Genomic DNA, 25,888 nt, shown 5'->3' on the forward strand with positions numbered 1-25,888 from the left:
ACTGCCGTGTCACCCCATTTCGAGGGGGCGGTTCCCGACCGATTGGGACGTGCCTGATGCTCTACGGAGCGTCGCTAGGTCCCCGGATAACAACAAAATCGTTCGCGCGTAAGGCGCCTTGTACTCAGCTCTCGCACGCAAAGTGCGCGCCGGCTCGAGGCTTAACGTTTGCTTGCTTGATTGGTGTGCGGCAAACCGTTAGCCCGGACCGGGACGGAAAGGAACTCCTCGTTTTGATCGGCCGCGGCCCCGTTCGGCTGAGCGACGTCCTTGGCGTCGGTCTCCTCACAGCCACGTTCATTTGGGCCGGTTTCGTCACCCACCCGTCGGCGGCGTTTGCTTCGGCTTCCCCCGAAGTCAGCCCGGCCACGACGGTGGCGCATTCGATCACGCTCGACGCGAACGGTTCGTCTGCACCGCAGCAAACCGATGCGGCGACCGTCGGGGATTTCTTGCGCGAGCGCAACATCGTTGTAGGTCCGCACGACTACGTCTATCCTTCGATCGACGTTCCGATTTCAGATGGTTTACTCGTCGAATATCGCTCGGCCGTTTCGGTGAACGTACAAACCGCGCATCAGCGTATTACGGTGTCGTCGGCGGCCGACGACGTCGGATCGCTGCTCGAAGAAGAAAACATTGCGCTCAGCCGCGACGATCGCGTCACACCCGCGCTCGACCAACCGGTCCCGGCTAACGGCACCGTGCGCATCGTGCGCGTCGTCACGTGGGAGCACACCCGTCGCGTTCGCATCAAGCCGCAAACGATTGCGCGTCTCGACTTCTCGATGACGCCGGGCAGCAGTCACGTAATTTCTGCGGGTTCGACCGGTGAGCGCGAGGAGCGCGTGCGTTTCACGCAGCTCGACGGCGGCGCCGTTTCGCAACAGGTGCTCGCGTCACGCGTGCTGCGCAAGTCGCGGCCGCGCGTCGTCGCCGCCGGCGTCGACGAATACGAAGCGTTCGCGCAGTTCGAATCGCGCGGGATCGCGCGCACCGCGTTCATGGCGCAGAGCGCACTCGAGATGGTGGCCACGGCGTATACCGCCGAATGCTCCGGGTGCAGCGGCATTACCGCGATCGGCCGGCCGGCCGGCCACGGCATCGTCGCGGTCGATCCTAGCGTCATCCCGTTGGGAACGCGGCTGTTCATCCCCGGTTACGGTATGGCAATCGCCGGCGACACGGGCGGCGCAATTCGCGGTTACCGCATCGATCTCGGTTTCAACTCCGAACGCGACGCCATGCTCTTCGGCCGTCGCCAAGTCACTGTTTATAGATTGAAGTAGTGAGCTCCGAGCACCCGCGGGCGTTGCTCGCGCGCTGGGGCCTCCGTCCAAAGAAACGCTACGGTCAAAACTTTTTGATGGATGCGGGCGCCGCTGCGCGGATCGCCCGTCTTTGCGTTGCGGACGAACCGGGTGCGCGCGTCGTCGAGATCGGCGCCGGCACCGGAACGCTGACGCAAGCGCTTTTGGCCGAGGGTGCCGACGTTACCGCGATCGAAATCGATCCCGAGCTGGTCGAACTGCTGCGTTCGCGCGACGAACTGCACGGACCTCACATCGTAGAAGCCGATGCACTCGAGTTCGATTACACCTCCTACGCAAGGGCCGGGCCGTGGCGCGTTGCGGGTAATCTGCCGTACAACGTGGCGACTCCGCTGATTCTCCGTTTCTGCGAAATGGACGACGGTCCGCAATCGCTGACCGTCATGATCCAAAAAGACGTCGCGGAACGCCTTGCGGCAAAGCCGGGAACGTCCGCCTACGGAAGTCTCACGGTCGCCGTCGGTTACGCCATGCAGGTGCGACGCGAGTTTACGCTGGGTCCCGGTTCGTTCTATCCGGCGCCTAAAGTGCATTCGACGGTCGTGCGCATGGAGCGGCGCGAGCGCCCGCCGGTGCGGCCTCGCGACCTGACCCTCTTCTGGAAGGTCGTTCGCGGCGCGTTCGCGTACCGCCGCAAAACGCTCGCCAACAGTTTGATCCTGTCGCTCGGCTTCGATCGAGCGCGCGTCGAACGGGCGATTGCGACGATCCATCTCTCTCCGGAGCAACGCGGTGAACGACTCGACCTCGACGATTTCGCCCGCCTGGCCGACGCGTTGGCCGAAGGATAGTTTTCGCAGTCCCTGGACGTGGGTCGTTGCGATCGTGCTCGCGGCGATCTTTATTGCCGGGTTCTATGTCAACGCGAAAGCAAACACGGGCGGCGTTTCGTTCGCCAACATCCCGCCGTGGGTGATTTGGGTCTCGTTGTTCCTGACGGCCGCGCTCGAAGGCGTCTTACTGCTCGTCGTCCTGCTGTCGTTGCCTGCCCTTTCGAAGTTCTCACTTCGCGAGCTGGGGTATCGCGCGCCGACCCGAACGTCGGTCCTTACCGGTTTGGCGGGCGCCGTCGCGATGATCGTCATTGCCAACGGCGGGGCGACCCTGATCGACTACCTCGCGCACAGCAAACACGAACAAGGGGTCATCGAGCTCTTCAAAGGCATTCACGATCCGACGACGATCGTGATCTTCGTGCTTTTTGCGTGCGTCTTCGCGCCGTTCGCCGAAGAAACGATCTTCCGGGTCTTCTTCTTCAACCTCGGATTACGCTACGGCGGTTTTTGGGTGGGCGCCGTGCTCAGCGGCGTTCTCTTCGGACTGGCACACAACGATTTCTACGCGGCGCTTCCGCTGGCACTGGGCGGAATGATTCTCTGCTACGTCTACTATCGCTCGCGCAATGCGTTCTCGTCGATGATCTCCCATAGTCTGTTCAATCTCGTTTCGATTCTCGCGCTGCTGTTCACGCCGAACGTCACGAAATAACCGACTCGACGGCCGCGAGTACTGCGCCGGCCGGTACGTTCGGAGTTTCCAAATATTCGATGCGATGCGCGAGCGACGACGGTTTGGTCGTCGTCGCGGGGCGCCGGTCGAAACCGCGATCGCGAACGTAGCGGCCGATGAGGTGGACGGCGTGAGGATTGGGCTCGTCGTACCAGTCGGGGTGATGGGCGAGCCAGAGCCCGACGACGGGGATTCCCCCATGCGCCATGGCGACGTGCAGCGGGCCCGCCGGAACCGCAATCGCCAAATCGGTTCGCGTTAGCAACGCTTTCAAAACGCGTGCGAAGGGCTCGTCGACGTCACCGAACAGCGCACGAAATCCGGCGACGGCCGGGTGCGCCGTCTCTTCGTCCATGGAAATGAAGCGCCAGCGCGAGTCGCGCTGCGCGAGCGTCGCGGCGACTTGCGCGAACTCCGATCCGTCGCCCCAGTTTTTTCGCGCGGCCGTGACGCCTGCGCGCGAGACCAGCGCTACGCGCGATCCCGGCGAGGCAAATCGCGCCAGACGTTCGTCCACGCGGCGCTGCACGTCTTGCGACACCGAGAAATCGATCGTACTGGCCAGCGGCCGCGAGAGGTCGAAGCCCTGCAGCCGCTCGCGGCGCACGAGCAGCCGCGCGAGGTTGCGCGCCTTGGTGTGAAACGGATACGCGGTTCGTCCTTCGGTTTCGGGATAGTCGGTCCACAACAGCGCTTCGGGCGCAAAGCGCAGCGCTTCTTCATCGAGCGGATCCGGAAGCGCGAGCGACACCCGGCGGCCGTTACAGTCGTCCAGGGTCACGCCGAAATGCTTCGCGCCGCGCTCGCTGCCGTCGCCCGGTTTACGAACGCCGCTGCGAAGCGGCGCAAAGAAGCGGTTGCCCTCCATCACGCTGACGTAGTCGTCGCCGAAACGGGTGATGGCGTAGACGTTGCTCTGTTCGAGCAGCGGCGCTATCGCGCTGAGGTGCACCCAGTCGCCGAGGCCGTGCGGCCAATAGATGAGAACGCGCGCGCCCCGCAGCTCCGCGAAGCGTTCGCGGTCTTCGCGCATCGCACCGAGCACCGTGCGCGCCAGGCTCGGGTCGGCGTCGGGCGGGCGTCGCCTAAGCCGGCGTAAGAGCTTCATCACGCACCCGCGCGACGATCGCGCGCAGTCGCTCGATGAACCTAGGCGGTGCGAACGTTTCGGCGTGCGCGCGCAGCGCCGCCGGGTTAAAAGGCGCCGGATCGAAGGCTCGCAGCGCCGCTGCAAGCGATTCCGGGTTCGCGTTCTCGAAGAACGTGCCGGTTACGCCGTCGACGACCGTCTCCAACGCACCGCCGCCGCGAAACGCAATCGTCGGGCGTCCGCACGCCGCAGCCTCGAGCGGAACCAACCCAAAATCTTCTTCACCCGGAAGAACGGCGGCGCGCGCATTGCCCATGAGCTCGTTCATGCGAGCGTCGTCGACGTATCCCAGCATGGTCGTCGTCGTTCCCTGCGCTTCACGGCGTAGCGCCGCTTCGGCGGGGCCCGTCCCGGCGACGAGCAGCGCGACGCCGGCGAGCGCCGCGGCCCGAATGGCGAGATCGACGCGCTTGTACGGCAGCAGGCGCGACGCAACGAAAAAGTAATCTCCGCGGCCGCGGCCGACGCTGAAACGGTCGACCTCGACGGGACAGTGCAGCACGTCGGCGTCCCGTCCGTAGTACTTTTCGATGCGGGCGGCGACGTTGCGCGAGTTGGCGACGAAACGGGTCGGGCGCTGCGCGGCGCGGCGATCCCACTCCACCAGCCGGTCGACGATCGGACGCGCCAGCTTGGTGCCGACGTATTCGTCGTAGGCGAACGTAAAGCGGCTAACGGTATTGATGTAACAGACGTGCACGGCTCCCGGTGGAACGATCACGCCTTTGGCCCACGCCGTCGTCGAGCTGACGATCGTGTCGAATGCCGACAGGTCGAACGATTCGAAGGCGCGCGGATACAGCGGCGCCAGCGCGCGAAAGAATCGCTTCGAATACGGGACGCGCGATAAATACGATACGCGGACGCGCTCGGGCGAAATCAGGTCGCCGGTCGCCGCCGGATCGTAGAGCGCCGTGTACACCGGTGCGTCGGGCCAGCCTTGTGCGATCCGTGCGAAGACGCGTTCGGCACCCCCCCGCTGATTGAGATAGTCGTGTACGAGTGCGACCTTAATTTTGCAAGTTACCGGAACGCGGCAAAACGAGCGCGATCGTCGGTTTGCCCATGTACGTCCGCGCCACGCGCTGCACGTCTTCCGGGGTCGTCGAAGCGATCGCGCGCAGCGCGCGATCGAGATAGTCGGGTGACGTCCCGTCGCGAGCAAACACGGTGGCCAGCCACGCACGCGTTTCGAGCGTCGTCGCCGACGTTGCGAAGTCGCCTGCGGCCTGCGCTTTGAACTGATCGATCGACCCTTCCAGCCGCGTTGCCGCGAGGACGTTGACGACCGATAGCGCGGTGGCAAACGCGCGGCTTGGATTACCGATGCCGCCGTTGACGTACAGCACGAGCCGCGCCGGCGAACGATCGTACGAATATACGGCGCCCACCGCGCGCGACGCGAACGTCTCCGAGACGACGCCGGGAACTTGCGCGATGTCGGCGAGCGTCCGTTTCACGAACGCTGCCAGTACCAGCATCGGTCCGAAATCGCGGCTATCGACACCGGGTGCGTCGTACTGTGCGATGAGCCACGGCGACGCGATGTCGCGGTGAGTGACGATCTCGCGCGACGCGCCGTGCAGGGGCCTCACGCTCACGTTGACCACCGCGGTGTTCCCCTCGGGAAGCGCCTCGGCAATACCGCGCAACGCAGTGGCATCGAGCGTCTCCAACCGTCCGGCCGCGCTGACGTAACTGCCGCCGCGACGGTAATACGTGCGATAAAATGCCGAGGCGTCGGCGGATAATAGTTGAGCGAGCGACGCGGGCGTTCCCAGCGACGGCATGCCGGCATTTGCTTGGGACGACGAGGCCGCGTTGAGCATGTCGATGCCGACTTGGAGCGCGTACTGCTGCGACGCCGCAATCTGCGTGATGAGCGCGGCGCGTGCGGCGCGCATCGTCGTCGCGCTAAAATCCGGTGCTGCCAACGCGCGGCGAAACAGATCGACCACGGCCGGCGCGTCGGTGGAGAGCGATTCGATGTAAAAGCGGACGTCGGCGGGATCGACGGTTACGCGCACGCTTCCGCCGTTGGCGGCAACCGCCTGATCGAGCGGGACCGATGCGTCTCCCGCGGTGCGTGCGACGGGCGTATGGAGGATCGCTGCCGCGACGAGCGCTGCCAGACCGTTCTGCTTGAGCGTTTGACGGTCGAGACCCGCGCGCACGACGACCTCGACGCCGACGAGCGGAAGCCGCGCGTCGGTTTGCTGCACGATGGTCGAACCGCCGACGGTTTCGATGGCCGGCGCCGGCACCGCCGTTTCACCGGCGGCACGCGCGCCGAGCGGCAACGCCGCGAGCGCGAGTGCAAAGACTGCATTGACCGTGCCCCGTGCGCTCACGATGCGGACGCCTTTGCGGTAACCAAGTTCACGACGACCGGTTCTTTCAGATATCGCTGCACGATGCCGGCTACGAATTGCGGATCGAGCGAGCGGGCGGTGCTTTCGTACTCGCCCCCGGTATCGCCGGGCGCGTACGACGCGTTGCCTTCGGCGCTATACCAGCCAAGGTTGTCGGCCTGACCTTGGGGCGTCTGCGTGTCGGACGCGAGGTGGTAGAGAAACGCTTCGCGCGCGGCCGCGAACGTTTTGGCATCGAGCGGCTGCGCGAGCCTTTGCAGCTCGTCGATCACGCGTTGCTTGGCCGATTTCGTATCGTCACCGCTGATCGTCACCAGCATCACGCCCGGATTGTTGAGCGTGACGAACTGACCGCTGACGTACGTCGACGATTTGAGCGCGTCTAGTGCTTTTGAGACGACGCCCGTTTCATCGCGGAACAGATAGTCGGCAACGAAATCGAGCGCGGTCGCCGCTTTCGTGTCGACGATCGGCGGTCCGACCCACGCCAGACCGACACCGTCGACCGATCCTTGCTCGGTTGACGCACCGTTCGAGCCCGACAGCTTCGAGTTGAACGGACGATCCATCGATCCGTTGCCCTGGCCGTCGGTCACGGCTTCGAGCGTCGACGTATCGACGTTCCCCGAGACGGTCAGGACGGCGTTATCGGAACGAAACGCGCGTTTGGCAAACGTCGCCACGTCGGCGGTCGGGATCCGCGTCAGCGCCGATACCGAGTCGGGCAAGGGCGGATAGTGTGCGGGTCCGGCTGAAAAAACTTCTTTGAACAGCAGATCGTGCAGCGTCTGATCGGCCGAGTACCGCTGCTCCACGGCGCGTACCGCCGAGTCGCGCTGCGCGGTCTTCACCGATGCGTCGTCGATTGCGGGCGCAAAATACGCGGCGGTCATGGCCGCCACCACGCGCCGCGCCGACGACGACGGCACGACGGCGCCGATGCCGACGATATCCGGATACACGTCGATCGAGAGAACGCCGCCGACGCTATGCACCATTTCGACGAGCGACTTGCCGGTGGTCAAGGGGGCCGCCGCGGCCGCGGTTGCCGCTAAACGCGAAATTCCTGGAGCGCCGTCGTCGTATCCCGCACCCGGCGCGCGAAACCACAGATCGATGGCGGCAGCGGAAATCGTCGGATCGGGATCGAGCACGTACGACCCGCCGTGAGGCAGCGCGCCGCGCTGCTGCATCGACTGCAAGGCATTGCACGGTGCCGCTGCGAGCAACACCGCGCAGACGAAGAGTGCCGCTGCCCTCATGCCGGTTCCGGCGAAATCTTCGGGGGCAGACGTGAGGGCTTTTCGGAACGCTTGTGCTCGTCGCCGGCGGCGGGACGACCGCTTTCATTCTCCGGCGGGGCGACGTTGGCGGCGGCACCACGATCGAACGGACGGCCTTCGAGAATGGCCCTGACCTCTTCGGCCTCGACCGTTTCGTATTCGAGCAGCGAGCCCACCATGCGCTCGACCTTATCCCAGTTTTCGTTGAGAATGCGCTTGCCGTTGTCGTAACACGATTCGATGATCTGTCGAACCTGCGCGTCGATCTTGCTCGCGACTTCCTCTGAGTAGTTGCGCTCTTCGCCGATGTCGCGTCCCAAGAATACCTGATGCTGGCCGCGACCGTACTGAATCGGACCCAGCTCGCTCATGCCGTATTGCGTGACCATCCGGCGCGCGAGCTCGGTCGCTTTCTCGAAGTCGTTACTCGCGCCGGTCGTGACGTCGCCGAACTTGATCTCTTCGGAGAGGCGGCCGCCCAGCGCCATCGTGATCTGCGCGATGAGTTCTTCGCGCGTGACTTGATAGCGGTCGTCTTCAGGCAACGACCAGGTCAAACCCAGCGCCATGCCGCGCGGAATGATCGTGACCTTGTGCACCGGATCGGCCTTTTCGAGCAGCCCGCCGATGACGGCGTGGCCCGACTCGTGATAGGCGGCGATGTTCTTCGATTTTGTCGACATCACCACCGACTTGCGCTCGGGACCGACCATGACGCGGTCGATCGCTTCATCGCAATCGATCATCTCGATGACGTTCTTGTTGCGTCGCGCCGCCAGGAGTGCCGCTTCGTTCAGGAGATTCTCCAGGTCGGCGCCCGAGAATCCGGGCGTTCGTTTTGCAAGCGTCTCCAACGAAACTTCGCGCCCCAGCGGCTTGTTGCGCGCATGCACTTCGAGAATTTTCTGACGGCCCTTGAAATCGGCACGCCCGACGACGATCTGCCGGTCGAAGCGGCCCGGACGCAACAGCGCCGGATCCAGGACGTCGGCACGGTTGGTTGCCGCGATCAGAATAACGCCGGTGTTCTGGTCGAAGCCGTCCATCTCGACGAGGAGCTGGTTGAGCGTTTGCTCGCGCTCGTCGTGTCCGCCGCCGAGACCGGCGCCGCGCTGGCGCCCGACCGCATCGATTTCGTCGATGAAGACGATGCAGGGCGCCGACTTCTTGGCTTGATCGAACAGATCGCGGACGCGCGACGCACCGACGCCGACGAACATCTCGACGAAGTCGGAACCGGAGATCGAAAGAAACGGGACGCCGGCTTCACCCGCGATCGCGCGCGCCAGCAGCGTCTTGCCGGTGCCGGGCGGTCCCAACAGCAGCACGCCCTTGGGAATGCGCGCGCCCAACGACTGATATTTCTTCGGATATTTCAAGAAGTCGACGATCTCGGCGAGCTCTTCTTTTGCCTCGTCGACGCCGGCCACGTCGGCGAACGTCACCTTCGGACGGTTTTCCGACAGCATCTTCGCGCGCGATCGTCCGAAGGAGAGAGCCTGGCTGCCTCCGCTTTGTGCCTGCCGCAAGATAAAGAACAGCAGCAGCACCGTGATGGCCAGAGGCGCCAGACCGATCAAGCTTGCGAAGAGTCCGGTGTTCGACTGTTGATCGAAACTGATCGCGGTACTCTTGACACGCTTGTAGACCTCGTTGACGAAGGTCTGGTCGACGTTGGGAATCGCGACGGTGTATTTCGTGCCGTTCGCCAGGTCGCCGGTAGCCGACAACCCAACCGCGTGGAACGACTGTACCTGTCCCGCCTCGAGCTTTTGATAGAACGCGCCGTAGTCGAGGCGCGCGGCTCCCTCACTTGGCTGCACGAAGCGTTCCACGATGATGAAGACCACCACCGCAGCCAGAATGACGAGGAAGATCGACCGGAGATGTTTGCTCACGTTAATTCGCGTTGACTTTCTTGTATTTCCAACTCCGCCAGGTAGGGCAGGTTCCGATACATTTCCTGGTAGTCCAAACCGTAACCTACGGCAAAGGTGTTCGGCACGGTTAGCCCCACGAAATCGAGCCGAACCTGTACCCTGCGCCGCGACGGCTTGTCGAACAGGGTGCACGTCCGCAGGCTTGCAGGCCGCCGCTCCGATAGCAACGTTTGCAGATATGCCAACGTGAGACCGTTATCGGCGATGTCCTCCACGATCAGCAGGTGCCGCCCTTCCAGCGGCGTCGCTTCGTCGAGCAGCAGCCGAACGTTCCCGCTCGACTCGGCACCTTCATAACTGACGACGGAGATGTAGTCCACGAAGATCTCGCTTGGCCCACCGGCAACCCCGGCTAGCGCCCGCGCTAAATCGACCGTAAAGTACAGCGCCCCCTTCAACACGCCGAGCAGGACCAGCGGTTGCCCCCGGTAGGTCTTCGCCACCTCCCCGGCGAGGCGCGCGACCGCGGCCTCGATCTGATCCTGGCCGTAGAGTCGCCGGCCGGCGGCCGGCCTCTCCACGCAACCACTCATCCCTTGGTGATACCCGCTATCGCGCCGCGCTCGATCTCCAGCCGAATCCCAGCCTTCATATAAAAGCTCCCGCTGCTGCCGCTTTCGAGCGCTCGAACCGCTGCCTCGACGTGAGTGAAATCGACGTCGCGCAGGCTGTCCTCACGTGAGAGGTGCTCCCGAACCAGACGCCGCAGTTCGGCGCGCTCGGGCGACCGAACCTCGTCGCCCGCCAGATGGGCCGCCCGAGCCACTGCCTCGTCCAGGCCGGGGAAGAGCGGGCGCAGTGCTCCCAGGGCGCTGCGAACCGCGTTGCGCCGCCGGTCGTCGTCGGCGTTGGTCGGGTCGACGCAATAGGGCAGCGATTCGGCGTGGCAATACCCGCGCAGCTCGCCGGCGGGAATGCGAAGCAAGGGCCGGGCGAGATCGACGCCCTCGTCGAGCCGGCGGCGAGACGCCATGCCCGCCAAACCCTCGGGACCGGCGCCCCGGAAGAGCGCGAGCAACACCGTCTCGCTCTGATCCTCGGCGTGGTGCGCCGTCGCCACGACGCCCGCCCCGCGCCGCCGCGCGATATCGCCCAGCGCGGCGTAACGCGCCGCGCGCAGCTCGTTCTCGGCGTCGCTTACCGCGTCGAGCGCCACCACGTCGACCGGCATCTCGAACGTCGCCCCGATGCGCAGCGCGACGCATTCGTCTTGCCAAGCGGATCGGCGCGTGCCGTGATTGACGTGCGCGACCGATAGAGCAAGCGTCATGGGTTTGGCGACGGCGTGCAACGCGGCAACGAGAGCGACCGAGTCGGCACCGCCGCTGCACGCGATGACGATGCGCTCGCCGGGCCGCACGATTCCGTCGCGTTCGATGGATTGCTCGATGGCCGCATGCGGCCGCGCGCCTCGCATTCGACTATCGGACGTGTCGCGCGATCTCGCGCTCGACGTCGCGCTTGGCGACGTCCGCGCGCTTGTCCCAAACCTTCTTGCCGCGCGCGAGCCCGAGCTGCACTTTTGCCATGCCGCGCGTGAAATACAGCCGCAGCGGCACGATCGTAAATCCTTTTTCGGAGACGCGTCCCTGCAGCTCCGCGATCTGCTCCTTATGCAAGAGCAGCTTGCGCGGGCGGTTTGGCTCGGTATTGGCGAAGCTGCCTTGCTTATACGGCGGCACGTGCATCCCTAACAGCCACGCTTCGCCGTCGCGAAAGCGTGCGTACGCTTCGGTCAAGCTCGCGCCGCCGGCACGAATCGACTTGACCTCGGTGCCGGTGAGCACGAGGCCGGCTTCGAGCGACTCGAGGATGTGATACTCGTGCCGCGCGCGCCGGTTGTCGATCGTCGGCGAGTTGTGTTTTTTGGCCTCCGATTTTACCTGAATACGTGCTTGCTTAGACTTCAAAACTTGTCATCCTGAGCTTGTCGAAGGGCTGGATTGCGCCGATCGTCGGCTGCTTCGAGTGGGCCGCGCGAGACGAAGTGGCCTTCGGCCTCGGCAAGCAGGGTGCCGGCTTCATCGAAGATCTTCGCCTCGACGCCGAGGACGTTACGGCGCTGCCACGCGACGCGGCCGCGGATGTCGATCGGCCGCTCGAGCGGAACCGGTTTGCGAAACCGCACGGTGACGCTCGCCGTCACGCCGCGCTGACCGGCAAAGCCCGCGGCGTGCGCCATCGCTTCGTCGAGCAGGGCCATCACGATGCCGCCGTGCGCGATACCGCGCCACCCTTGAAACTGCGACGCAAGCAACGCATTGCAGCGCACGCCTTCGGTTTCGGCACGATCGAAATGCAAGTGCAACCCGATTGGATTGGCCGGCCCGCACGCAAAACAGTTGCCGTCGTCAAATGGAATGTCGCCCGGGATCATCGGCCGATTTTGAGTCGATCCGCCAAGTATCCCGGAAGGTGGCAGGCGTGGATCTTATGCTGCACTTCGTCGATCGGATAGGGATAGCGCACCCATTCGACGCGCCGTTTCTCGGGTTCGTAGAAGACGAACGACGCTTCCGGATTGAGGTCGCGCGGCTGCCCGACGCTTCCGACGTCGACGATATAGCGCAGCGCCGGATCGAGCTCGAGCTCGCCGCCGTGCTGCATGTGCTTGAGACCGATGCTTCCGTCGGCTTGCTGCACCCAGTACTCGGCGATGTGCGTGTGGCCGATGAAGACCAGCGGCGCGTCGGTGCGCTCGAACGCCGAGGCGGCGGTGCGTTTATCGAGCACGTATTCGAAGTAGTTGACCGGCGCGCCGTGCACCAGCAAAAACTCCGGCAGCCGCAGCTCGTACGGCAGCGTGTTGAGCCACTTGCGGCTGTCGTCGTCGAGCACCGATTGCGTCCACGCGATCGCTTCGCGCGCCGCGTCGTTGAAGTACTCGACGCCGTAGTTCTCGGTCGCGGCGAGATCGTGGTTGCCGAGCACGGCGTGAACGCTCCGCTCGCGCAACAGGGCGACGCACTCGTTGGGATTGGGCCCGTAGCCGACCATGTCGCCCAGCGAGATGACGCGGTCGTCCGGCTCCATCATGGCCATGGCGATTTTCAGCGAATCGAGATTGCCGTGGACGTCGGAGACGATGGCGTAGCGCGTCATCTCGCCTCCACAGGCGATTCAGACAGCACGGCGCGAAACGCGTCCGCGAAGGCGTGCCGCATCTCGGAAGTACCGGCGCTGACGCGAACGCAGCGGTCGAGCGGTGCGGCTCCCGGCTTGCGGATCCACACGCCGCGGCGGAGCAGCTCGTTCATGACGGCCGTCGCGCGTTCGGCGCTCCCTAAATCGATGCAAACGAAGTTCGCGCACGACTCGACGTACCCTAGTGCCAGCTCGCGCGCCAGCGCATAGTAGTCGTCGCGCGCCCGCGCCGTCTCGCGCACCACGTAGTCGCGAAACGCTTCGTCTTGCAGCGAGGCCAGCGCACCGATTTGCGCGTTGCGATTGATGCCGTAGTGCAGCCGAATCTTTTGGAAGATCTCGACGATGGCTTTGCTCGCGAGTCCATAGCCGATACGTGCGCCGGCCATCCCGTAAGCTTTGGAAAACGTTCGCATGCGAACGATTCGGTCTTCGAACGCCGGCGGCAGTAAGTCCGTTTCGTCGACGAAATCGGCGTACGCTTCGTCGAGCAGGAACAGCGAATCGTGCGGCAACCGTTCGAAGAATCGCGCGATCCCGTCGCGCTTCACGAACGACCCGCTCGGATTGTCCGGGTTTGCCAAGTAAACGATTGCGGGGCGTTCGCGCCCTGCGATCTCGAGCATAGCGTCGAGGTCGAGCGTTCCGTCGTCGCGATACGGCGCGTAGAGCAAACGCCCGCCGTACCCGATGACGTGATAGTTGAACGTCGGATAGGTGCCGCGCGTCGTCAGCGCGGCGGCGCCCGGCGTAACGAACGCGCGCACCGCCAAACCCATCACGTCGTCGATACCCGAGCCGACGGTGATTTGCTCCGGCGAACAGCGGTGTTTGGCGGCGAGCGCGTCGCGCAGATCGAGCGATTCCGGATCGCCGTACCAGCTCAAGCGTGAAAGCTCCGCCGTCATCGCTGCGACGGCTTTGGGCGACGGTCCGAACGCGCTTTCGTTGGCGCCCAAGCGCAGCAGCTCACCGTGACCCGTTTCGCGCATCAGCTGCTCGGGGCCGACGAACGGCACGGTGGCGGGAATCGCCTCGATGGCAGGCGTGGGACGAATCAACGTGTTCCTTTCAACTTCCGATGAAACGGTGGACCGTTACGATCGCCCCTTCAGCCCAATGGTCGTCGCGCTCGTCCATGATGACGTATCCCCCGGCGCGCGCCGTCAAGCTCACCGAAAACGAGCGTAGAGGGAGTGGATGCGCCACGGGGGCCCCAGCCTCATCTTCGAGCGCAACCGGGACGTACCACGTCCAGCCGGACCGGCCGCGCAAGGGCGCGGCCAGGCGGGCTCGCAGCGACGGCGCAACGATCGGCGCGCCGGTCAGCGCTGCCACGATGGGCGCCGCCACCGCTTCGAGCATCATCAGCGCCGACGTCGGATTTCCGGGCAGACCCAGAATGGGTTTTGCGCCCAAAGCGCCCAGCAGCAACGGTTTTCCGGGCCGCAGCCGCAGGCCGTGAACCACGACGCCCGGCTCGCCTAGCGCAGCAACCGCGCCCGGGAGCCGGTCGCGTTCGCCGACCGACGACCCGCCGGTAACCACGACGGCGTCGCATTGGTCGAGTGCCGTGCGCAACCCATCGTTGAAGGCGCGCTCTTCATCGGCCAGCGTCGGAAAGTGACGAACGCGCGCGCCCATCGCGGTTAACGACGCCGCGATTGCGTAGCGGTTGGAATCGCGCACTTCGCCCGGCCGCGGGCGTTGCGAGGGCGGCACGATTTCGTCGCCCGAAGAAAGCACGCCGACCAGCGGCTGACGGTACACCGCAACGTCGGTCATACCGAGCGCCGCAAAAAGACCGACGTGCGGCGATCCGATACGAAGCCGGGCACGCAGAACGCGCTCGCCGCGACGCATGTCGGCACCCATCTCGATCGCGTTTTCGCCGCTTTCGACGGCGGTGTCGATGCGAACGGTTCCGTTCGAAACGGTCGCGTTCTCGATCGGAACGACGGCATCGGATCCCTCGGGAAGCGCGCCGCCGGTCGGTATTCGCACCGCGCATCCGCCGGCCAGCGACGTCTCACTATGGCCCATCCGCACGTCGCCGGCGATTCGCAGCGAGCCAGGCGTCGACGCGGCTGCGACGGCGAAACCATCCATCGCCGAACGCACAACGCTGGGATAATCGTCGTCGGCAATCGCATCTTCGGCCAAAACGCGCCCGAACGCGCGCTCGAACGGGACGCGCTCGGTGTCCGGCGGCGGCACGGTGACGTGCGAGAAAAACGTAACGATAGCCTGGCGCGGCGCGACGAGCTTTTCTTCGTCGAAACCTCGGCCCGGTAGGAGTGCCTTTGCAGAGCGCGTAATGGCGCGTTTTTCCATATGCTCGATATCGTCGTCGTTCGCCGCGATCCCGATCGCGTTCGACGGTCGGCCCGTCGCCGCGGGCACGACCCGTCGTTCGTCGATGACGTTCTGCGCTACGACGTGGAGTACCGCTCGGCGCTTTCCACAGTCGAGCAGGCGCAAGCCGAGAAAAATCGGCTCTCCGCGGAGATCGGAAAAGCCGTCGACAAGGCTGCCGCAGCGCGCGAACTGCGCCCACGGATCGACGAGTTGAGCGTCACGATTTCGCAACGCGAGGGGCGCGCGAAAGCGCTTGCACCCGATACGCCGGGCTCGCCGCTGCGCGATCTGTTGGAGAATACGCCGAACCTTCTCGACGATTCGGTTCCCGAAGGCACGACTGAAGCCGACAACGTCGAAGTGCGCGTCTGGGGCACGCCGCGCGCGTTCGATTTTACGCCTAAACCGCATTGGGAAGTCGGCGAAGGACTCGACATCGTCGACTTCGAGCGTGCCGCAAAACTCTCGGGAAGCCGCTTTGCGCTGCTGCGGGGCGCGGGCGCGCGACTGTCGCGTGCACTCGTCAACTTCTTCCTAGATCGCGCGATCGAAGCGGGATACGTCGAAGTGAATCCGCCGCTGCTCGTCAACCGTTCCACGATGTGGTCGACCGGCCAACTCAGCAAGTTTGCCGACGCGATGTTTGCCGATGCGGACGCGGATCTCTTCATGATTCCGACCGCGGAGGTTCCCCTCACCGCGATGCACGGCAACGAGATTCTCACCATCGGCGATCTGCCGCGCCGGTACACCGCTTACACGCCTTGTTTTCGCAAAGAAGCCGGCGCCGCCGGAAAAGACACGCGTGGGTTGATTCGGCTGCATCAGTTCGAAAAAGTCGAGCTCGTTTGGCTCGCGGCGCCCGAGGCGTCGTTCGACGCGCTCGAACGTTTGGTGGGCGATGCGGAGGCGTGCCTCCAAGCCCTCGAGCTGCCGCATCGCGTCGTGGCGCTGTGTGGGGGCGACGTCGGCTTCAACGCCGCCAAAACCTACGACGTCGAGGTGTGGCTTCCGAGCGTCAACGCGTATCGCGAGATCAGCTCGTGTTCGAACTGCACCGATTTTCAAGCGCGCCGCGCGGCAATTCGTTTCCGCCGGGATCCAAAATCGAAACCGGAACTCGCACACACGCTCAACGGATCCGCGCTCGCCATCGGTCGCACGCTCGTCGCGATTTTAGAAAACTATCAGCAGGCCGACGGCAGCGTCGCGGTTCCGAAGGTGTTGCAACCCTACACCAAGTTCGACCGCATCGCATCACCTTCGTAGAGTCGTATCGCCCCGAGCCTGGGTACGATGCGCGTATGCCGAAGAAAAAGCATCGTTACTCTGAAAAAGACCACCGCCAGATCGAGCACATCCAAGAAAGCGAAGAAGCGCGCGGTCACTCCCAGCCCGAAGCCGAAGCGATCGGATACGCGACCGTTAATAAGCAGAATCCGTCGAAACACCGGTACACCGCGAAAGAGAAACGCCAAGCCGAGCACATCGTGGAGTCGGAGGAAGCGCGCGGTAAATCAGAGTCCGAAGCCAAAAGTATCGCCTACGCGACGGTCAACAAGCGCTCTCACTAGGGGGTGGGGGAGCGACGAAAACGGGAATCTGCGCTAAGCTCAGTCACACCACATCGGCCACAGGCGTTTCACAGTTAAATTTGCGTAGCCCGTAGTTGCCCGTATCTCGGAAGTGGTTTAAAGGAGTCGTAATGGCGCACCGCTCCATTGGCTTTTTGGCAGTCGCACTCACCGTTACGATGGCTGCCTGTAGCTCGTCGTCGCCGGTCCCGTCGGTCCCCTCCCTCCCCTCGGTCTTGCATGCCTCGGCCGAAAGCGGCCTTTACCCGATGGCGACCTCGGACGCGGCATACCCCGCATGTCCGGCGCAAACGCGCAAGCGTGGTGAGTTGCGCTGCTTTGCATGGGTCCGCCGAGATTTGCATCCGCTCGATGACGGGCGCCATGGAGTACCGGGCGGCGTCGGGTACGGGCCGCGCGATTTGGCGTCGGCGTACGGTCTCGATCAGAGCCAGGGCGTGGGTCAGACCGTCGCAATCGTCGACGCTTATCGGTACTACACGGCGGTCTCCGACCTGATATCCTATCGCAAAGCCGCCGGATTGCCGCCGTGCACGATCACGAACGGATGCCTGCGCATCGTCAATCAAGAAGGCGTGAGAAACCCCTTACCCCCGCTTGCGCCGCCGTATCAAATGGGCTGGCTCATCGAGCAGGCGCTAGATCTCGAAGTGGTCTCGGCCGTCTGTCCGCGATGCAAGATCATCCTTGTCGAAGCGAACACCTCAGCTTTTTCCGACTTGCTCTCCGCCGTCCATACGGCTTTAAAGCTATCGAGGATCGTGAGCATGTCGTTCGGCGCACCGGAAAAGGAAGCGGGAAGACTCTCGCTATTACCCGCATCCGGATACGCCCTCGTTGCGAGCGCCGGCGATTCCGGAGGCGGACTCCGCGGCGGCGGCCCGTCGGCCCCATGCGTGTGGACCTCCATTATTTGCGTCGGCGGCACGATGCTCACCCATAAAGCAAACAAATGGACGAGCGTCGTCTGGAACGACGAGCAAGTCAACGAGTGCGGCGGGCCGTGCGGTGCTACCGGAAGCGGATGCAGCCTGGTCGTCGCCAAGCCGAGCTGGCAACACGACGCCGGATGCGCGATGCGTTCGGAAGCCGACATTTCGGCCGATGCCAGCATCCGAACGCCGTTTGCCGTCTACAGTTCGGTGATCCCCGGGACGGCGACGCATCCCGGGTTCCATTGGGGGGGCGTCGCCGGAACGAGCCTCGCCGCACCTATGATCGCCGCAATGATTGGGCTGGCGGGGAACGCGTATCACTTGCACGGCGCACAGGAAATCTGGGAGAATCACGAGTCGCTCACCAGCGTCGAAGTTGGAACGAACGTGTATCTACCGGTAACGGGCGCGTGCGCGTCGAGCGTGCGCTACATCTGCATTGCTAGGCAAGGCTACGACGGACCGGCCGGCTGGGGAAGTCCTAGCGGAACGAGCGATCTTTAAAGGGCATCGGCGAGTGCGTCGACCGCACGGGAACGCGATTGCACCATCGCGCCGGCAGGGAAAAACGCTTCGATGCGGACCCGCGTGTGCGAAGCGTCGACGCGATCGAACGAGCATCGCACGCGTTCGTTGTTGACCAGCCCGAATGCCGCTTCCAAAAAGCCCCCGCGTCGATCGTCGATCGTAACGTTCGCACCCAGCGTGAGTTCGACCGCCGACAGCACGCGCGCGTAAGCGCTATCGTAATCGAGGTTCAGTTCGACGTCGCGATGCGGACGTAAACCGATGCCGGGCGCGGGCTTTCCCAGTCCGAGCCATCTGATGAGAAACACGGTCAGCGTACCGCGAGAAATGCGGCGCCGAGACCGGCGGCCGCGAGCAGACCGAGCACCGACGCCGGAATCCAGCTCTCGCGTTGCCGCGAGAACGCAACGGTGTAGACCGCTTTGAGCACGTTGTTCGACGACGCGGCGATGAGAATGGCGCTCGCCGCGGTCGTCAACGAGAGCGCCGCCGTTTGGTTTTGCGCGATGCTGAGCACGAACGGATCGATATCGGTAACGCCGACGACGGCGGCCAAACCGTAAACACCGCTGCTCCCGAGATTAGCCTGCACGTAACCGACGATGTACGCGATCAGGACGAAGAGCGCCGCAAAGATCAACGCCGTTCCCAGCTGCAGCGGGTTGGGCGGGCGTGACGTAGCGACCGTTTTCGTTTCGCCGCGCGAACGCACCGCTGCAAACGCCGCGCTCAGCACCGCCAGCACGAGCATCGGCGGGGCGAGTTTTGCGCCCAACGACGCATTGAAGAGTACGCACACGACGAGTATGCGCAGATACATCATCGCCGTCGCAGCGATGATGCCGGCTTCGATTTCGGACGTCATCTTCTCGTCGCGCGAACGCCGCGCCAAAACGACGGTCGTCGCCGTCGACGAGTACAGGCCGCCGAGAACCGCTCCAAACATCGTTCCGCGCTGCGGAAAGACGTACGTCGCCAACAAGTAGCTCACGTAGGAAATCGTCGACACGGCGACCACGGCAAGCCAAATACCGAACGGCGTAATTTTCGTGTGCGGAATCGCCGGTAATCCCTCGAGCAGCGGCAGCACGACGCCGACTAAGATGAGAAACTTGCCGGCGGTGAGGACTTCCTGATCGGAGACGCGGTGCGCCCAATCGTGCAACGTTTGCTTTCCGCCCAGCAATAAGACGGCTGCAACGGCGATACCGACCGAGACCCACAGCGGCTGCGTCAGCGCAATCGGTCCCAGCACGTAGGCGAGCACGCCGGAAATCGGCACGATGAACGTTCCCTCGCCGTGATCTTCCGTCGACAAGTCGTGCCGGACGTAGGCGTAAATCCACGAGCCGACGACGAGAAGTCCCGCGGTAAAGGCGGCGCCGTAGTGCGGCTCGAGGAGAAAGAGCGCGCCGCCGGCAAGCGCCAGCAGCGGAAACGTCCGAACGCCGCCGGGATGACGCGGAAGTTGTCCGGAGTAGAACTCTTCGAACGCGAACCCGAAAAAGAGCGACAACCCGAGCAGCAGCGCCAAGCGTTCGGCGCCGACTCCGGCAATCGTCACGATTGTTCTCGAATGAGCTCCAGAAGCCGATTGCGATCCAGATATCGAATGTGGCCGCGCTCGCGGCGAAGCGCGCCGCGCGACTCCAAGTCGGCGATAGCGCGCGCCGCCACTTCCTTAACCGTACCGGCCGCGGCCGCGATCTGCGACTGCGTGATCGATGCCAGCGACGTCACCGCAGGCGCCAGACCGCGCTCGGGCACCGCATACGGCAGCAGCACGCCGGCGATGCGCGAGATAATCGGCTGCGACCCTTGCGCGGAGAGCGTATCGTTGACGTGGCGCAGACGCTGCGCCAAGATCACGCCAAGCGACCGCGTGAGCTCCGGATGGCGCTCCGCGATGTCGTCGAGCAACTTCCACGGAAGCTTCACGATGCGGGCGGTCTTCGAAAACGCGACGATGCGTGCGTTTTCCAACCCGCGATCGAAGTACTCGGCAACCCCGAAAAGTTCGTTGGGAAAAATCGCGTACAAGATCCGCTCGCGCAGATCTTCGCCGCCCTTGGCACGAGCGACCATCCCTTCGATCACCATGCCGACGAACGGCCAATGCTCGTTTTCGTCGACGAGCATTTCACCGCGGCGCCCGCTCAGCAGAATCGCGGCGGTCGCCAGCTCCTCGAGCGCGGCATCGTCGAGGGACGAAAATGCCGCGCACGATTCAAAATGCGCGATCAGAGGGTGGCGCTTGACTTCGCCTGCCGCGGCACGAGGCGTCATGCTGACGCGCCAAACCCGGCGCGCGACGCGGCGCGTCTCGATCAAGAAGCCGTTGGTGCGCTGGCCCGCGATACCACTAGATAGCCCGCGGGGCTCGTTTTCGGTTATAAAGGTGAGAGATGCACCGGTCGGCAAGCGGTTAAGGGCCTCCTCAACCACGGCCGGGCGGTCCCAGACGGGAGTTCCACGGAGGTCGATTTCTGGGGATTCAATCACACCGTCACGTTCTCGGCGAGCTAAGCGCTCTACTTCCTAGATGAACGCCCGCCCACATTCGAGAGGATTTCTATAGCATGGTAAGCTCGTTTGCCGCTCGTACGGCCGCCTTGGCGCTGGTCGTGGCGATTTCGGCAGCGTTGCCCCCCAACGCAGGCGCCCAGGAAACGGCGGCCAGCGCTCCAACGCAATATCACTACTCGACTAGCGTGACGCCGGTGTACGGCTCGAAGTATCCGATTGCCGGTCATCTCGACCTCGAAGTATTCCCAAGCGGTATCGTTCGCGGATACTACCACAACGCGTACCAAAAGGCGTTCATCCAAGTGGTTGGCGGTCGCGACGGAAACTACATTTGGTTCGACATTGGCCCCACGCTCGCCGATCTCGGCTTCGGCGTCGCTCTTCCACCCGGCGGCAGGTTCCACGTGGTGGCGACGCTGAGCACGGACAACGCGTTCCGCGGTCAGCTCTACGAAGAAGCGGCGAACGTCGGAACCCCACAGATGGGTGCCACCACGCCGTCATACGCGTACGGCGGCGCGCCCGGAGCGTTCACGGCCCCGAACCCCCAATATGCGGCCGCCGCTAACGCAGGCTCGGCGGGGCCTGAGAACTCAGCCGACCAGCTCATCTTCGCCGCGACGCCGATCGACAAGAGCGCCGACGACTACCAAGGGAAGTACTAGTCGCCGGTCTGCGCACGCCGAGCGGGCGCGAGCGCGGCGGGATTCTTGAGGGCCTTCCAGGCCTTGTCCGCCGCCGGTGAGAGATGGTCCATGTGTTTGAGGAAGAGCGTCAGCTGCCACAGCTGGCGCTCTTGCAACATCGGGCCGAAGGCCGGCATTCCCGTCAGGCGAATCCCGTGATCGACCTTCCAGTACGTCTCGCCGTCGGGGTCGTCTTCCACCCCGTGCTTGCCGAGTTGCGGCGCGTGCTGATACAGACCCATGGCGACGTTGGACGCCGCCGCGTCAGCCGCGCCATGACAGACGATGCAGTTCTCGCCATAGAGCTTGATGCCGGCAACGAGGTTCGCGTCGTCGAGCGGTAACGGGTTGGGTGTCGTGGGGGCACCGCGCTTAATGGTCGCGCGCAGCGACGTCTTGGCCGCCCACGTTTCGAATCGCGACGGCTTGGCGTCGGCGTTGGCCGGCATGAGTCCGCGCTCGATGCCGAAATAGCCCCCGAAGAGCAGCACGGCTGCGGCCAGCACCACGCCGACAATAATTCCGCGTATCATTGGGGGGCTTTTCGATGCGTCATATCGCGTGCTTTCTCATCGCATCCACAGTGTTACCCGCCTGCAACGCGGTTCGCGCGGTTCCAGCGCAATTCGGTACTGCGAGCGCCGTCGCACGCGTCGCTCCGAGCGGCGTGCAAAACGTGGGCGGCTGTCAGATCTTCCCCACGCCGCCGCCGAGCGGCGCGACCGGCAACGACTGGTGGAATCAGGACATCTCGAAGTATCCCGTCGATCCGAAATCCTCGACGTACATCGCGCATCTTCCGGGCAACCTTCATCCGGATTTCGGGCACGAAGCTTATTACGGAATACCGTTCAACATCGTTCCGGCAAGTCAGCCGAAGGTTCCGGTTCATTTCTTGAAATACGCATCGTCGAGCGTTCCCGGCCCGTATCCGATACCGCCCAACGCGGAAGTCGAAGGTCAGCCGCGTTATCATACCGGCGATCGCCATCTGCTGGTCTTGCAGCAGGGGACGTGCACGCTCTACGAGATGTGGGAAGCCGTCGAGAAGAGCTCCGGACAGTCGTGGGATGCTGCCAACGGCGCCGTCTTCAACCTCGGATCCAATAAGCTATGGCCAAAAAACTGGACGTCGGCAGACGCCGCCGGCCTACCGATCCTTCCGGCGCTCATCAAGTGCCAAGAAGTCGCGGCCGGGTCGATCGATCATCCTCTCCGCGTTACGTTCGAACGGACGTACCCTGGATTTATCACGCCGGCAAGGCATCACACGGGCGCATTCAGCGGAGATTCGAACTATCCGCCGATGGGAGCCCGCTTGCGCCTGAAAGCGTCGTTTAACATCTCACACTTCAATCGCGTCTCGAAAATTATCCTTACGGCGATGCAGAAATATGGGATGCTGGTTGCGGATAACGGATCGAACTGGTACTTCCAAGGCCAGGGCGGCAAAGAGGCCTCGTGCTGGAACGACAACGACCTCGATCAGCTAAAAGCGATCGCCGGAAAGAACTTCGAAGTCGTCGACACGGGAAAGGTTCAGCGCTAACTGGCCTGCGCTTCGTCTAACTTGATGCGCAGGACGATCGTCGTGGACTCGCGGCTCGAGCGAATCTGCACGCCGTCGGTAAAGGCGTGCATCAGCTCGATGCCGCGGCCCCGCTCTTCGCGCGGAACGTAAGGACGCCAGCGGCCAAAGTCTTCTACGGTCAGCACGAGGTGATCGTGCTGCATATCGATTCGTAAGAAAATCAATCCGCCGGGTTCGCCTCGGTAGCCGTGCTCGATCGCATTGGCGATCGCCTCGCCGAGCGCGACGAGCACGCCGAAACGCCGCTCCGCGGACATCTGCAGCGGTTCGAGCTCTCGCGTGACGATCGCGCGCGCCAGCGGCGAGACCATCGGCAGTGCCGAAAAAACGTACTCGCGGACCGGCGCGGTGCGCTCGAGTACCAGCACGGCGGCGTCGTCGCGGTTCGATTTCCCGCCGAAGACGCGCTCTTGAACGGCCTCGGCCGTCTTCTCGCGGTCCGTGCCGCTAAGCTCGGCAATCGCCGAGAGCAATAGCTCTTCGCCGGCGATGAGATCGCGCTCGTTCTCGATCAGACCGTCGGTATAAAACACGACCCGCGCGTCTTGCGGAACCGTGAACTGCCAGGTAATCGCCTCGACCCGCGGAGCGCATCCCAATGGCAGACCTCCGGTCGGCAATCGTCGCGGTATCGAGTTCGGCAGCGCGAGGATCGGCGGAGGATGACCGGATGCAGCATACGTGAGCAGGCTGGTGACCGGATCGTACGTTCCAAAGATCGCCGTGACCATGCCGATCGATTCGCGCAACCGAATGGCGCTGTTGACGTAGTCGAGGACGGCCGAAGGAGATTCGCTGCCGATCGCCGCCATTCGCATCGCCTGCCGCACCTCACCCATGATGACGGCCGCGTCGATTCCGTGGCCGGCAACGTCGCCGACCGAAATAGCCGTGCGGCCGTCGGGAAGCGGGAACGCGTCATACCAGTCCCCGCCCACGTCGGCTTCTTCGCTTGCCGGCCGGTACGCGGCCGAAAAATGAAACTCAGGTTGCTTCGGCAAGACTTCGGGCAACAGCGCGCGCTGGAACCGGTCGGCCACGCGGTGTTCGCGCAGCATCGCTGCGTGCCCGGCGACGACGGCCGCGAGCTGCAGCGCGAGCAGCCGGACCCCTTGATGGATCGCCTCGTCGAACCCCTGATCCGAATCGGTCTCACACGAGATTTCGCCCAGATGATGCCGCCCGGCGGTAAGCCGCTCGCTGACTCGACCCTTGTCACCGATTGGTTGACTGGCCTGATTTCCCGCAACTACCACGAATTCGTCCAGCTCCAGTGCCTCGATGACCACGCGTATCGAGCACCGGTCTGCAAACGCTCGTACGCACAGTTCGGCGATGGTGGTGAGTTTTTCTACGATATCCGTGGAAGCGGTTAAAGCCTGCCCGGCCGCAGCCAGCAGGTCGAGAACGACGTTAAGCCGCTCGGCCGAAATGTCAAGCGAGCGCACAGCTAGTTTTTATCCCAGTATGGCGGTGATTAAACCGGCCCGCTTGGTGGGAATAAGCAAGGGCTACCCTGTGGAGGTCGGAGATGGCTATAGCTCCTCCTAAGAGAGAGTTTAAGGCGTTGGACCAACGCCAATTACTCACTGCGCTGCGCGCGTTTCGCCGCGGCGATTTTACGGCTCGGCTTCCGTTGAACCTTTCTGGTGTCGACGGAGAGATCGCCGAAGCATTCAACGATTGCATCGAGCAGAACGCTCGCCTAGCGGCCGAGCTGCAGCGCGTGAGCACGGTCGTCGGGCGCGAGGGGCGGATCACGCAGCGCGCGTCGCTGGGCTCGGTCGCCGGAGCGTGGCACGGCTACGTCGACTCGGTGAACACGCTCATCGCCGACCTTACGCAACCGATGGCGGAAGCGGGTCGCGTGCTCGGTGCCGTTGCCAACGGCGACTTGACCAAACGGATGGCGCTCGAGATCGAAGGGCGACCGCTCAAAGGCGAGTTCCTGCGCTCCAGCAAGCTGATCAACACGATGGTCGACCAGCTCAACGCCTTCGCATCGGAAGTCACGCGCGTCGCGCGCGAAGTCGGTTCCGAAGGCAAGCTCGGCGGACAAGCCCTCGTCAAGGGCGTCGCCGGAACGTGGAAAGACTTGACCGATTCGGTCAACACGATGGCCGGCAATCTCACCAATCAAGTCCGTAACATCGCGGAAGTCTCCACCGCGATCGCTAACGGCGACCTCTCCAAGAAGATCACCGTCGAAGCGCGCGGCGAGATCCTCGAGCTCAAAGGCACCATCAATACGATGGTCGACCAACTCAACGGGTTCGCGTCGGAAGTGACGCGCGTCGCGCGCGAAGTCGGTTCCGAAGGCAAGCTCGGAGGTCAGGCCGTCGTCAAAGGCGTCGGCGGCACGTGGAAAGACTTGACCGATTCGGTCAACACGATGGCCGGTAACCTCACCAATCAGGTTCGTAACATCGCCGAAGTCACCACCGCGGTCGCCAAGGGCGACCTCTCCAAGAAGATTACCGTCGACGTCAAGGGAGAAATTCTCGAACTCAAAGGCACCATCAACACGATGGTCGATCAACTCAACGCCTTTGCGTCCGAAGTCACGCGCGTTGCGCGCGAAGTCGGCTCCGAAGGCAAGCTCGGCGGCCAGGCACAGGTGCAAGGCGTTAGCGGTACGTGGAAAGATCTCACCGATTCGGTGAACTTCATGGCCTCGAACCTGACCAACCAAGTTCGAAACATCGCCGAAGTCACCACCGCCGTCGCCCGAGGCGACCTCTCGCGCAAAATCACCGTCGAAGTTCGCGGCGAAATCCTCGAGCTCAAGAACACCATCAACACCATGGTCGATCAGCTCAGCTCCTTCGCTTCCGAAGTCACCCGCGTCGCGCGCGAAGTCGGCTCGGAAGGCAAACTCGGCGGCCAAGCCGTCGTCAACGGCGTCGGCGGCACGTGGAAAGACTTGACCGACTCGGTCAA

Annotated in this window: 26 protein-coding genes; 9 read left to right on the forward strand and 17 right to left on the reverse strand. The window is 63.8% G+C overall.

Annotation, left to right across the window (positions count from 1 at the left end; all coding sequences use genetic code 11):
* Nucleotides 1-185: 185 nt before the first annotated feature.
* From VGG89_17360 to VGG89_17370, 3 genes are read left to right on the forward strand one after another with little or no spacing between them, the layout of a single operon-like run.
* A complete protein-coding gene (locus tag VGG89_17360) occupies nt 186-1,289 on the forward strand; it encodes a ubiquitin-like domain-containing protein (GenBank protein ID HEY1978325.1) in 1,104 nt (367 codons plus the stop codon).
* Nucleotides 1,289-2,122 (forward strand): 16S rRNA (adenine(1518)-N(6)/adenine(1519)-N(6))-dimethyltransferase RsmA, encoded by an 834-nt coding sequence (rsmA, locus tag VGG89_17365; protein HEY1978326.1) that lies wholly within the window; start codon nt 1,289-1,291, stop codon nt 2,120-2,122. Before VGG89_17360 ends, rsmA begins: the two co-directional genes overlap by 1 nt.
* Entirely contained in the window at nt 2,064-2,819 is a 756-nt protein-coding gene (locus VGG89_17370; GenBank protein HEY1978327.1) for a type II CAAX endopeptidase family protein, read from the forward strand. Before rsmA ends, VGG89_17370 begins: the two co-directional genes overlap by 59 nt.
* Here the strand turns inward: VGG89_17370 and VGG89_17375 are convergent.
* The 12 genes from VGG89_17375 to VGG89_17430 are packed head-to-tail and all read right to left on the reverse strand — an operon-like array spanning nt 2,809 to nt 15,063.
* Nucleotides 2,809-3,948, reverse strand: coding sequence for a hypothetical protein (locus VGG89_17375; GenBank protein ID HEY1978328.1), 1,140 nt, complete (start codon nt 3,946-3,948; stop codon nt 2,809-2,811). The two genes, VGG89_17370 and VGG89_17375, sit on opposite strands and share 11 nt — an antisense overlap.
* A complete protein-coding gene (locus VGG89_17380; protein HEY1978329.1) occupies nt 3,926-5,005 on the reverse strand; it encodes a glycosyltransferase in 1,080 nt (359 codons plus the stop codon). Before VGG89_17380 ends, VGG89_17375 begins: the two co-directional genes overlap by 23 nt.
* Nucleotides 5,001-6,341, reverse strand: coding sequence for an insulinase family protein (locus VGG89_17385; GenBank protein ID HEY1978330.1), 1,341 nt, complete (start codon nt 6,339-6,341; stop codon nt 5,001-5,003). The genes VGG89_17380 and VGG89_17385 overlap by 5 nt, the downstream gene beginning before the upstream one ends.
* On the reverse strand, nt 6,338-7,624 hold the full coding sequence (locus VGG89_17390) for an insulinase family protein (protein HEY1978331.1): 1,287 nt from the start codon (nt 7,622-7,624) through the stop codon (nt 6,338-6,340). The genes VGG89_17385 and VGG89_17390 overlap by 4 nt, the downstream gene beginning before the upstream one ends.
* The gene (ftsH, locus tag VGG89_17395) at nt 7,621-9,543 is read right to left on the reverse strand and encodes an ATP-dependent zinc metalloprotease FtsH (GenBank protein HEY1978332.1); all 1,923 of its coding nucleotides are present in this window, start codon (nt 9,541-9,543) and stop codon (nt 7,621-7,623) included. Before ftsH ends, VGG89_17390 begins: the two co-directional genes overlap by 4 nt.
* A complete protein-coding gene (hpt, locus tag VGG89_17400; protein ID HEY1978333.1) occupies nt 9,540-10,106 on the reverse strand; it encodes a hypoxanthine phosphoribosyltransferase in 567 nt (188 codons plus the stop codon). The genes ftsH and hpt overlap by 4 nt, the downstream gene beginning before the upstream one ends.
* 8 nt (nt 10,107-10,114) lie before the next feature.
* The gene (gene tilS / locus VGG89_17405) at nt 10,115-11,002 is read right to left on the reverse strand and encodes a tRNA lysidine(34) synthetase TilS (protein ID HEY1978334.1); all 888 of its coding nucleotides are present in this window, start codon (nt 11,000-11,002) and stop codon (nt 10,115-10,117) included.
* Between the two features lie 4 nt (nt 11,003-11,006).
* Complete coding sequence (smpB, locus tag VGG89_17410; protein ID HEY1978335.1) at nt 11,007-11,495, reverse strand: SsrA-binding protein SmpB; 489 nt, start codon at nt 11,493-11,495, stop codon at nt 11,007-11,009.
* Complete coding sequence (locus tag VGG89_17415) at nt 11,492-11,962, reverse strand: PaaI family thioesterase (protein HEY1978336.1); 471 nt, start codon at nt 11,960-11,962, stop codon at nt 11,492-11,494. Before VGG89_17415 ends, smpB begins: the two co-directional genes overlap by 4 nt.
* Nucleotides 11,959-12,687: a metallophosphoesterase family protein gene (locus VGG89_17420; GenBank protein HEY1978337.1), complete on the reverse strand. Its 729-nt coding sequence runs from the start codon at nt 12,685-12,687 to the stop codon at nt 11,959-11,961. Before VGG89_17420 ends, VGG89_17415 begins: the two co-directional genes overlap by 4 nt.
* Complete coding sequence (locus VGG89_17425; GenBank protein HEY1978338.1) at nt 12,684-13,790, reverse strand: aminotransferase class I/II-fold pyridoxal phosphate-dependent enzyme; 1,107 nt, start codon at nt 13,788-13,790, stop codon at nt 12,684-12,686. Before VGG89_17425 ends, VGG89_17420 begins: the two co-directional genes overlap by 4 nt.
* A 10-nt stretch (nt 13,791-13,800) precedes the next feature.
* Nucleotides 13,801-15,063 carry a molybdopterin molybdotransferase MoeA gene (locus tag VGG89_17430; protein ID HEY1978339.1) on the reverse strand — a complete coding sequence of 421 codons (1,263 nt, stop codon included), beginning with the start codon at nt 15,061-15,063 and terminating at the stop codon, nt 13,801-13,803.
* Here VGG89_17430 and serS point away from each other — a divergent pair, their 5' ends adjacent.
* The 3 genes from serS to VGG89_17445 all read left to right on the forward strand — a co-directional run bounded on the left by serS (nt 15,064) and on the right by VGG89_17445 (nt 18,121).
* Nucleotides 15,064-16,356 (forward strand): serine--tRNA ligase, encoded by a 1,293-nt coding sequence (gene serS, locus VGG89_17435; protein ID HEY1978340.1) that lies wholly within the window; start codon nt 15,064-15,066, stop codon nt 16,354-16,356.
* A gap of 35 nt (nt 16,357-16,391) precedes the next feature.
* On the forward strand, nt 16,392-16,661 hold the full coding sequence (locus VGG89_17440; protein ID HEY1978341.1) for a hypothetical protein: 270 nt from the start codon (nt 16,392-16,394) through the stop codon (nt 16,659-16,661).
* A 269-nt stretch (nt 16,662-16,930) separates the two neighbouring features.
* Nucleotides 16,931-18,121, forward strand: coding sequence for a S8 family serine peptidase (locus VGG89_17445; protein ID HEY1978342.1), 1,191 nt, complete (start codon nt 16,931-16,933; stop codon nt 18,119-18,121).
* Here the strand turns inward: VGG89_17445 and VGG89_17450 are convergent.
* The 3 genes from VGG89_17450 to VGG89_17460 are packed head-to-tail and all read right to left on the reverse strand — an operon-like array spanning nt 18,118 to nt 20,476.
* Entirely contained in the window at nt 18,118-18,453 is a 336-nt protein-coding gene (locus VGG89_17450; protein ID HEY1978343.1) for a hypothetical protein, read from the reverse strand. The genes VGG89_17445 and VGG89_17450 overlap by 4 nt on opposite strands.
* 2 nt (nt 18,454-18,455) lie before the next feature.
* A complete protein-coding gene (locus VGG89_17455) occupies nt 18,456-19,709 on the reverse strand; it encodes a DUF4010 domain-containing protein (protein ID HEY1978344.1) in 1,254 nt (417 codons plus the stop codon).
* Nucleotides 19,706-20,476, reverse strand: coding sequence for a Crp/Fnr family transcriptional regulator (locus VGG89_17460; protein HEY1978345.1), 771 nt, complete (start codon nt 20,474-20,476; stop codon nt 19,706-19,708). Before VGG89_17460 ends, VGG89_17455 begins: the two co-directional genes overlap by 4 nt.
* A gap of 248 nt (nt 20,477-20,724) precedes the next feature.
* Here VGG89_17460 and VGG89_17465 point away from each other — a divergent pair, with 248 nt between their 5' ends.
* Nucleotides 20,725-21,336, forward strand: coding sequence for a hypothetical protein (locus VGG89_17465; protein ID HEY1978346.1), 612 nt, complete (start codon nt 20,725-20,727; stop codon nt 21,334-21,336).
* On the opposite strand, the gene VGG89_17470 is transcribed toward VGG89_17465, so the two are convergent.
* A complete protein-coding gene (locus VGG89_17470) occupies nt 21,333-21,890 on the reverse strand; it encodes a cytochrome c (protein HEY1978347.1) in 558 nt (185 codons plus the stop codon). The genes VGG89_17465 and VGG89_17470 overlap by 4 nt on opposite strands.
* A gap of 50 nt (nt 21,891-21,940) precedes the next feature.
* Here VGG89_17470 and VGG89_17475 point away from each other — a divergent pair, with 50 nt between their 5' ends.
* Complete coding sequence (locus tag VGG89_17475; GenBank protein ID HEY1978348.1) at nt 21,941-22,906, forward strand: hypothetical protein; 966 nt, start codon at nt 21,941-21,943, stop codon at nt 22,904-22,906.
* On the opposite strand, the gene VGG89_17480 is transcribed toward VGG89_17475, so the two are convergent.
* A complete protein-coding gene (locus VGG89_17480; GenBank protein ID HEY1978349.1) occupies nt 22,903-24,396 on the reverse strand; it encodes a SpoIIE family protein phosphatase in 1,494 nt (497 codons plus the stop codon). The two genes, VGG89_17475 and VGG89_17480, sit on opposite strands and share 4 nt — an antisense overlap.
* Nucleotides 24,397-24,515: 119 nt before the next feature.
* Here VGG89_17480 and VGG89_17485 point away from each other — a divergent pair.
* A partial coding sequence (locus tag VGG89_17485; GenBank protein HEY1978350.1) for a HAMP domain-containing protein occupies nt 24,516-25,888 on the forward strand: 1,373 nt, incomplete at its 3' end.

The organism is Candidatus Baltobacteraceae bacterium, assembly GCA_036488875.1.
GTDB lineage: Bacteria > Vulcanimicrobiota > Vulcanimicrobiia > Vulcanimicrobiales > Vulcanimicrobiaceae > JAFAHZ01.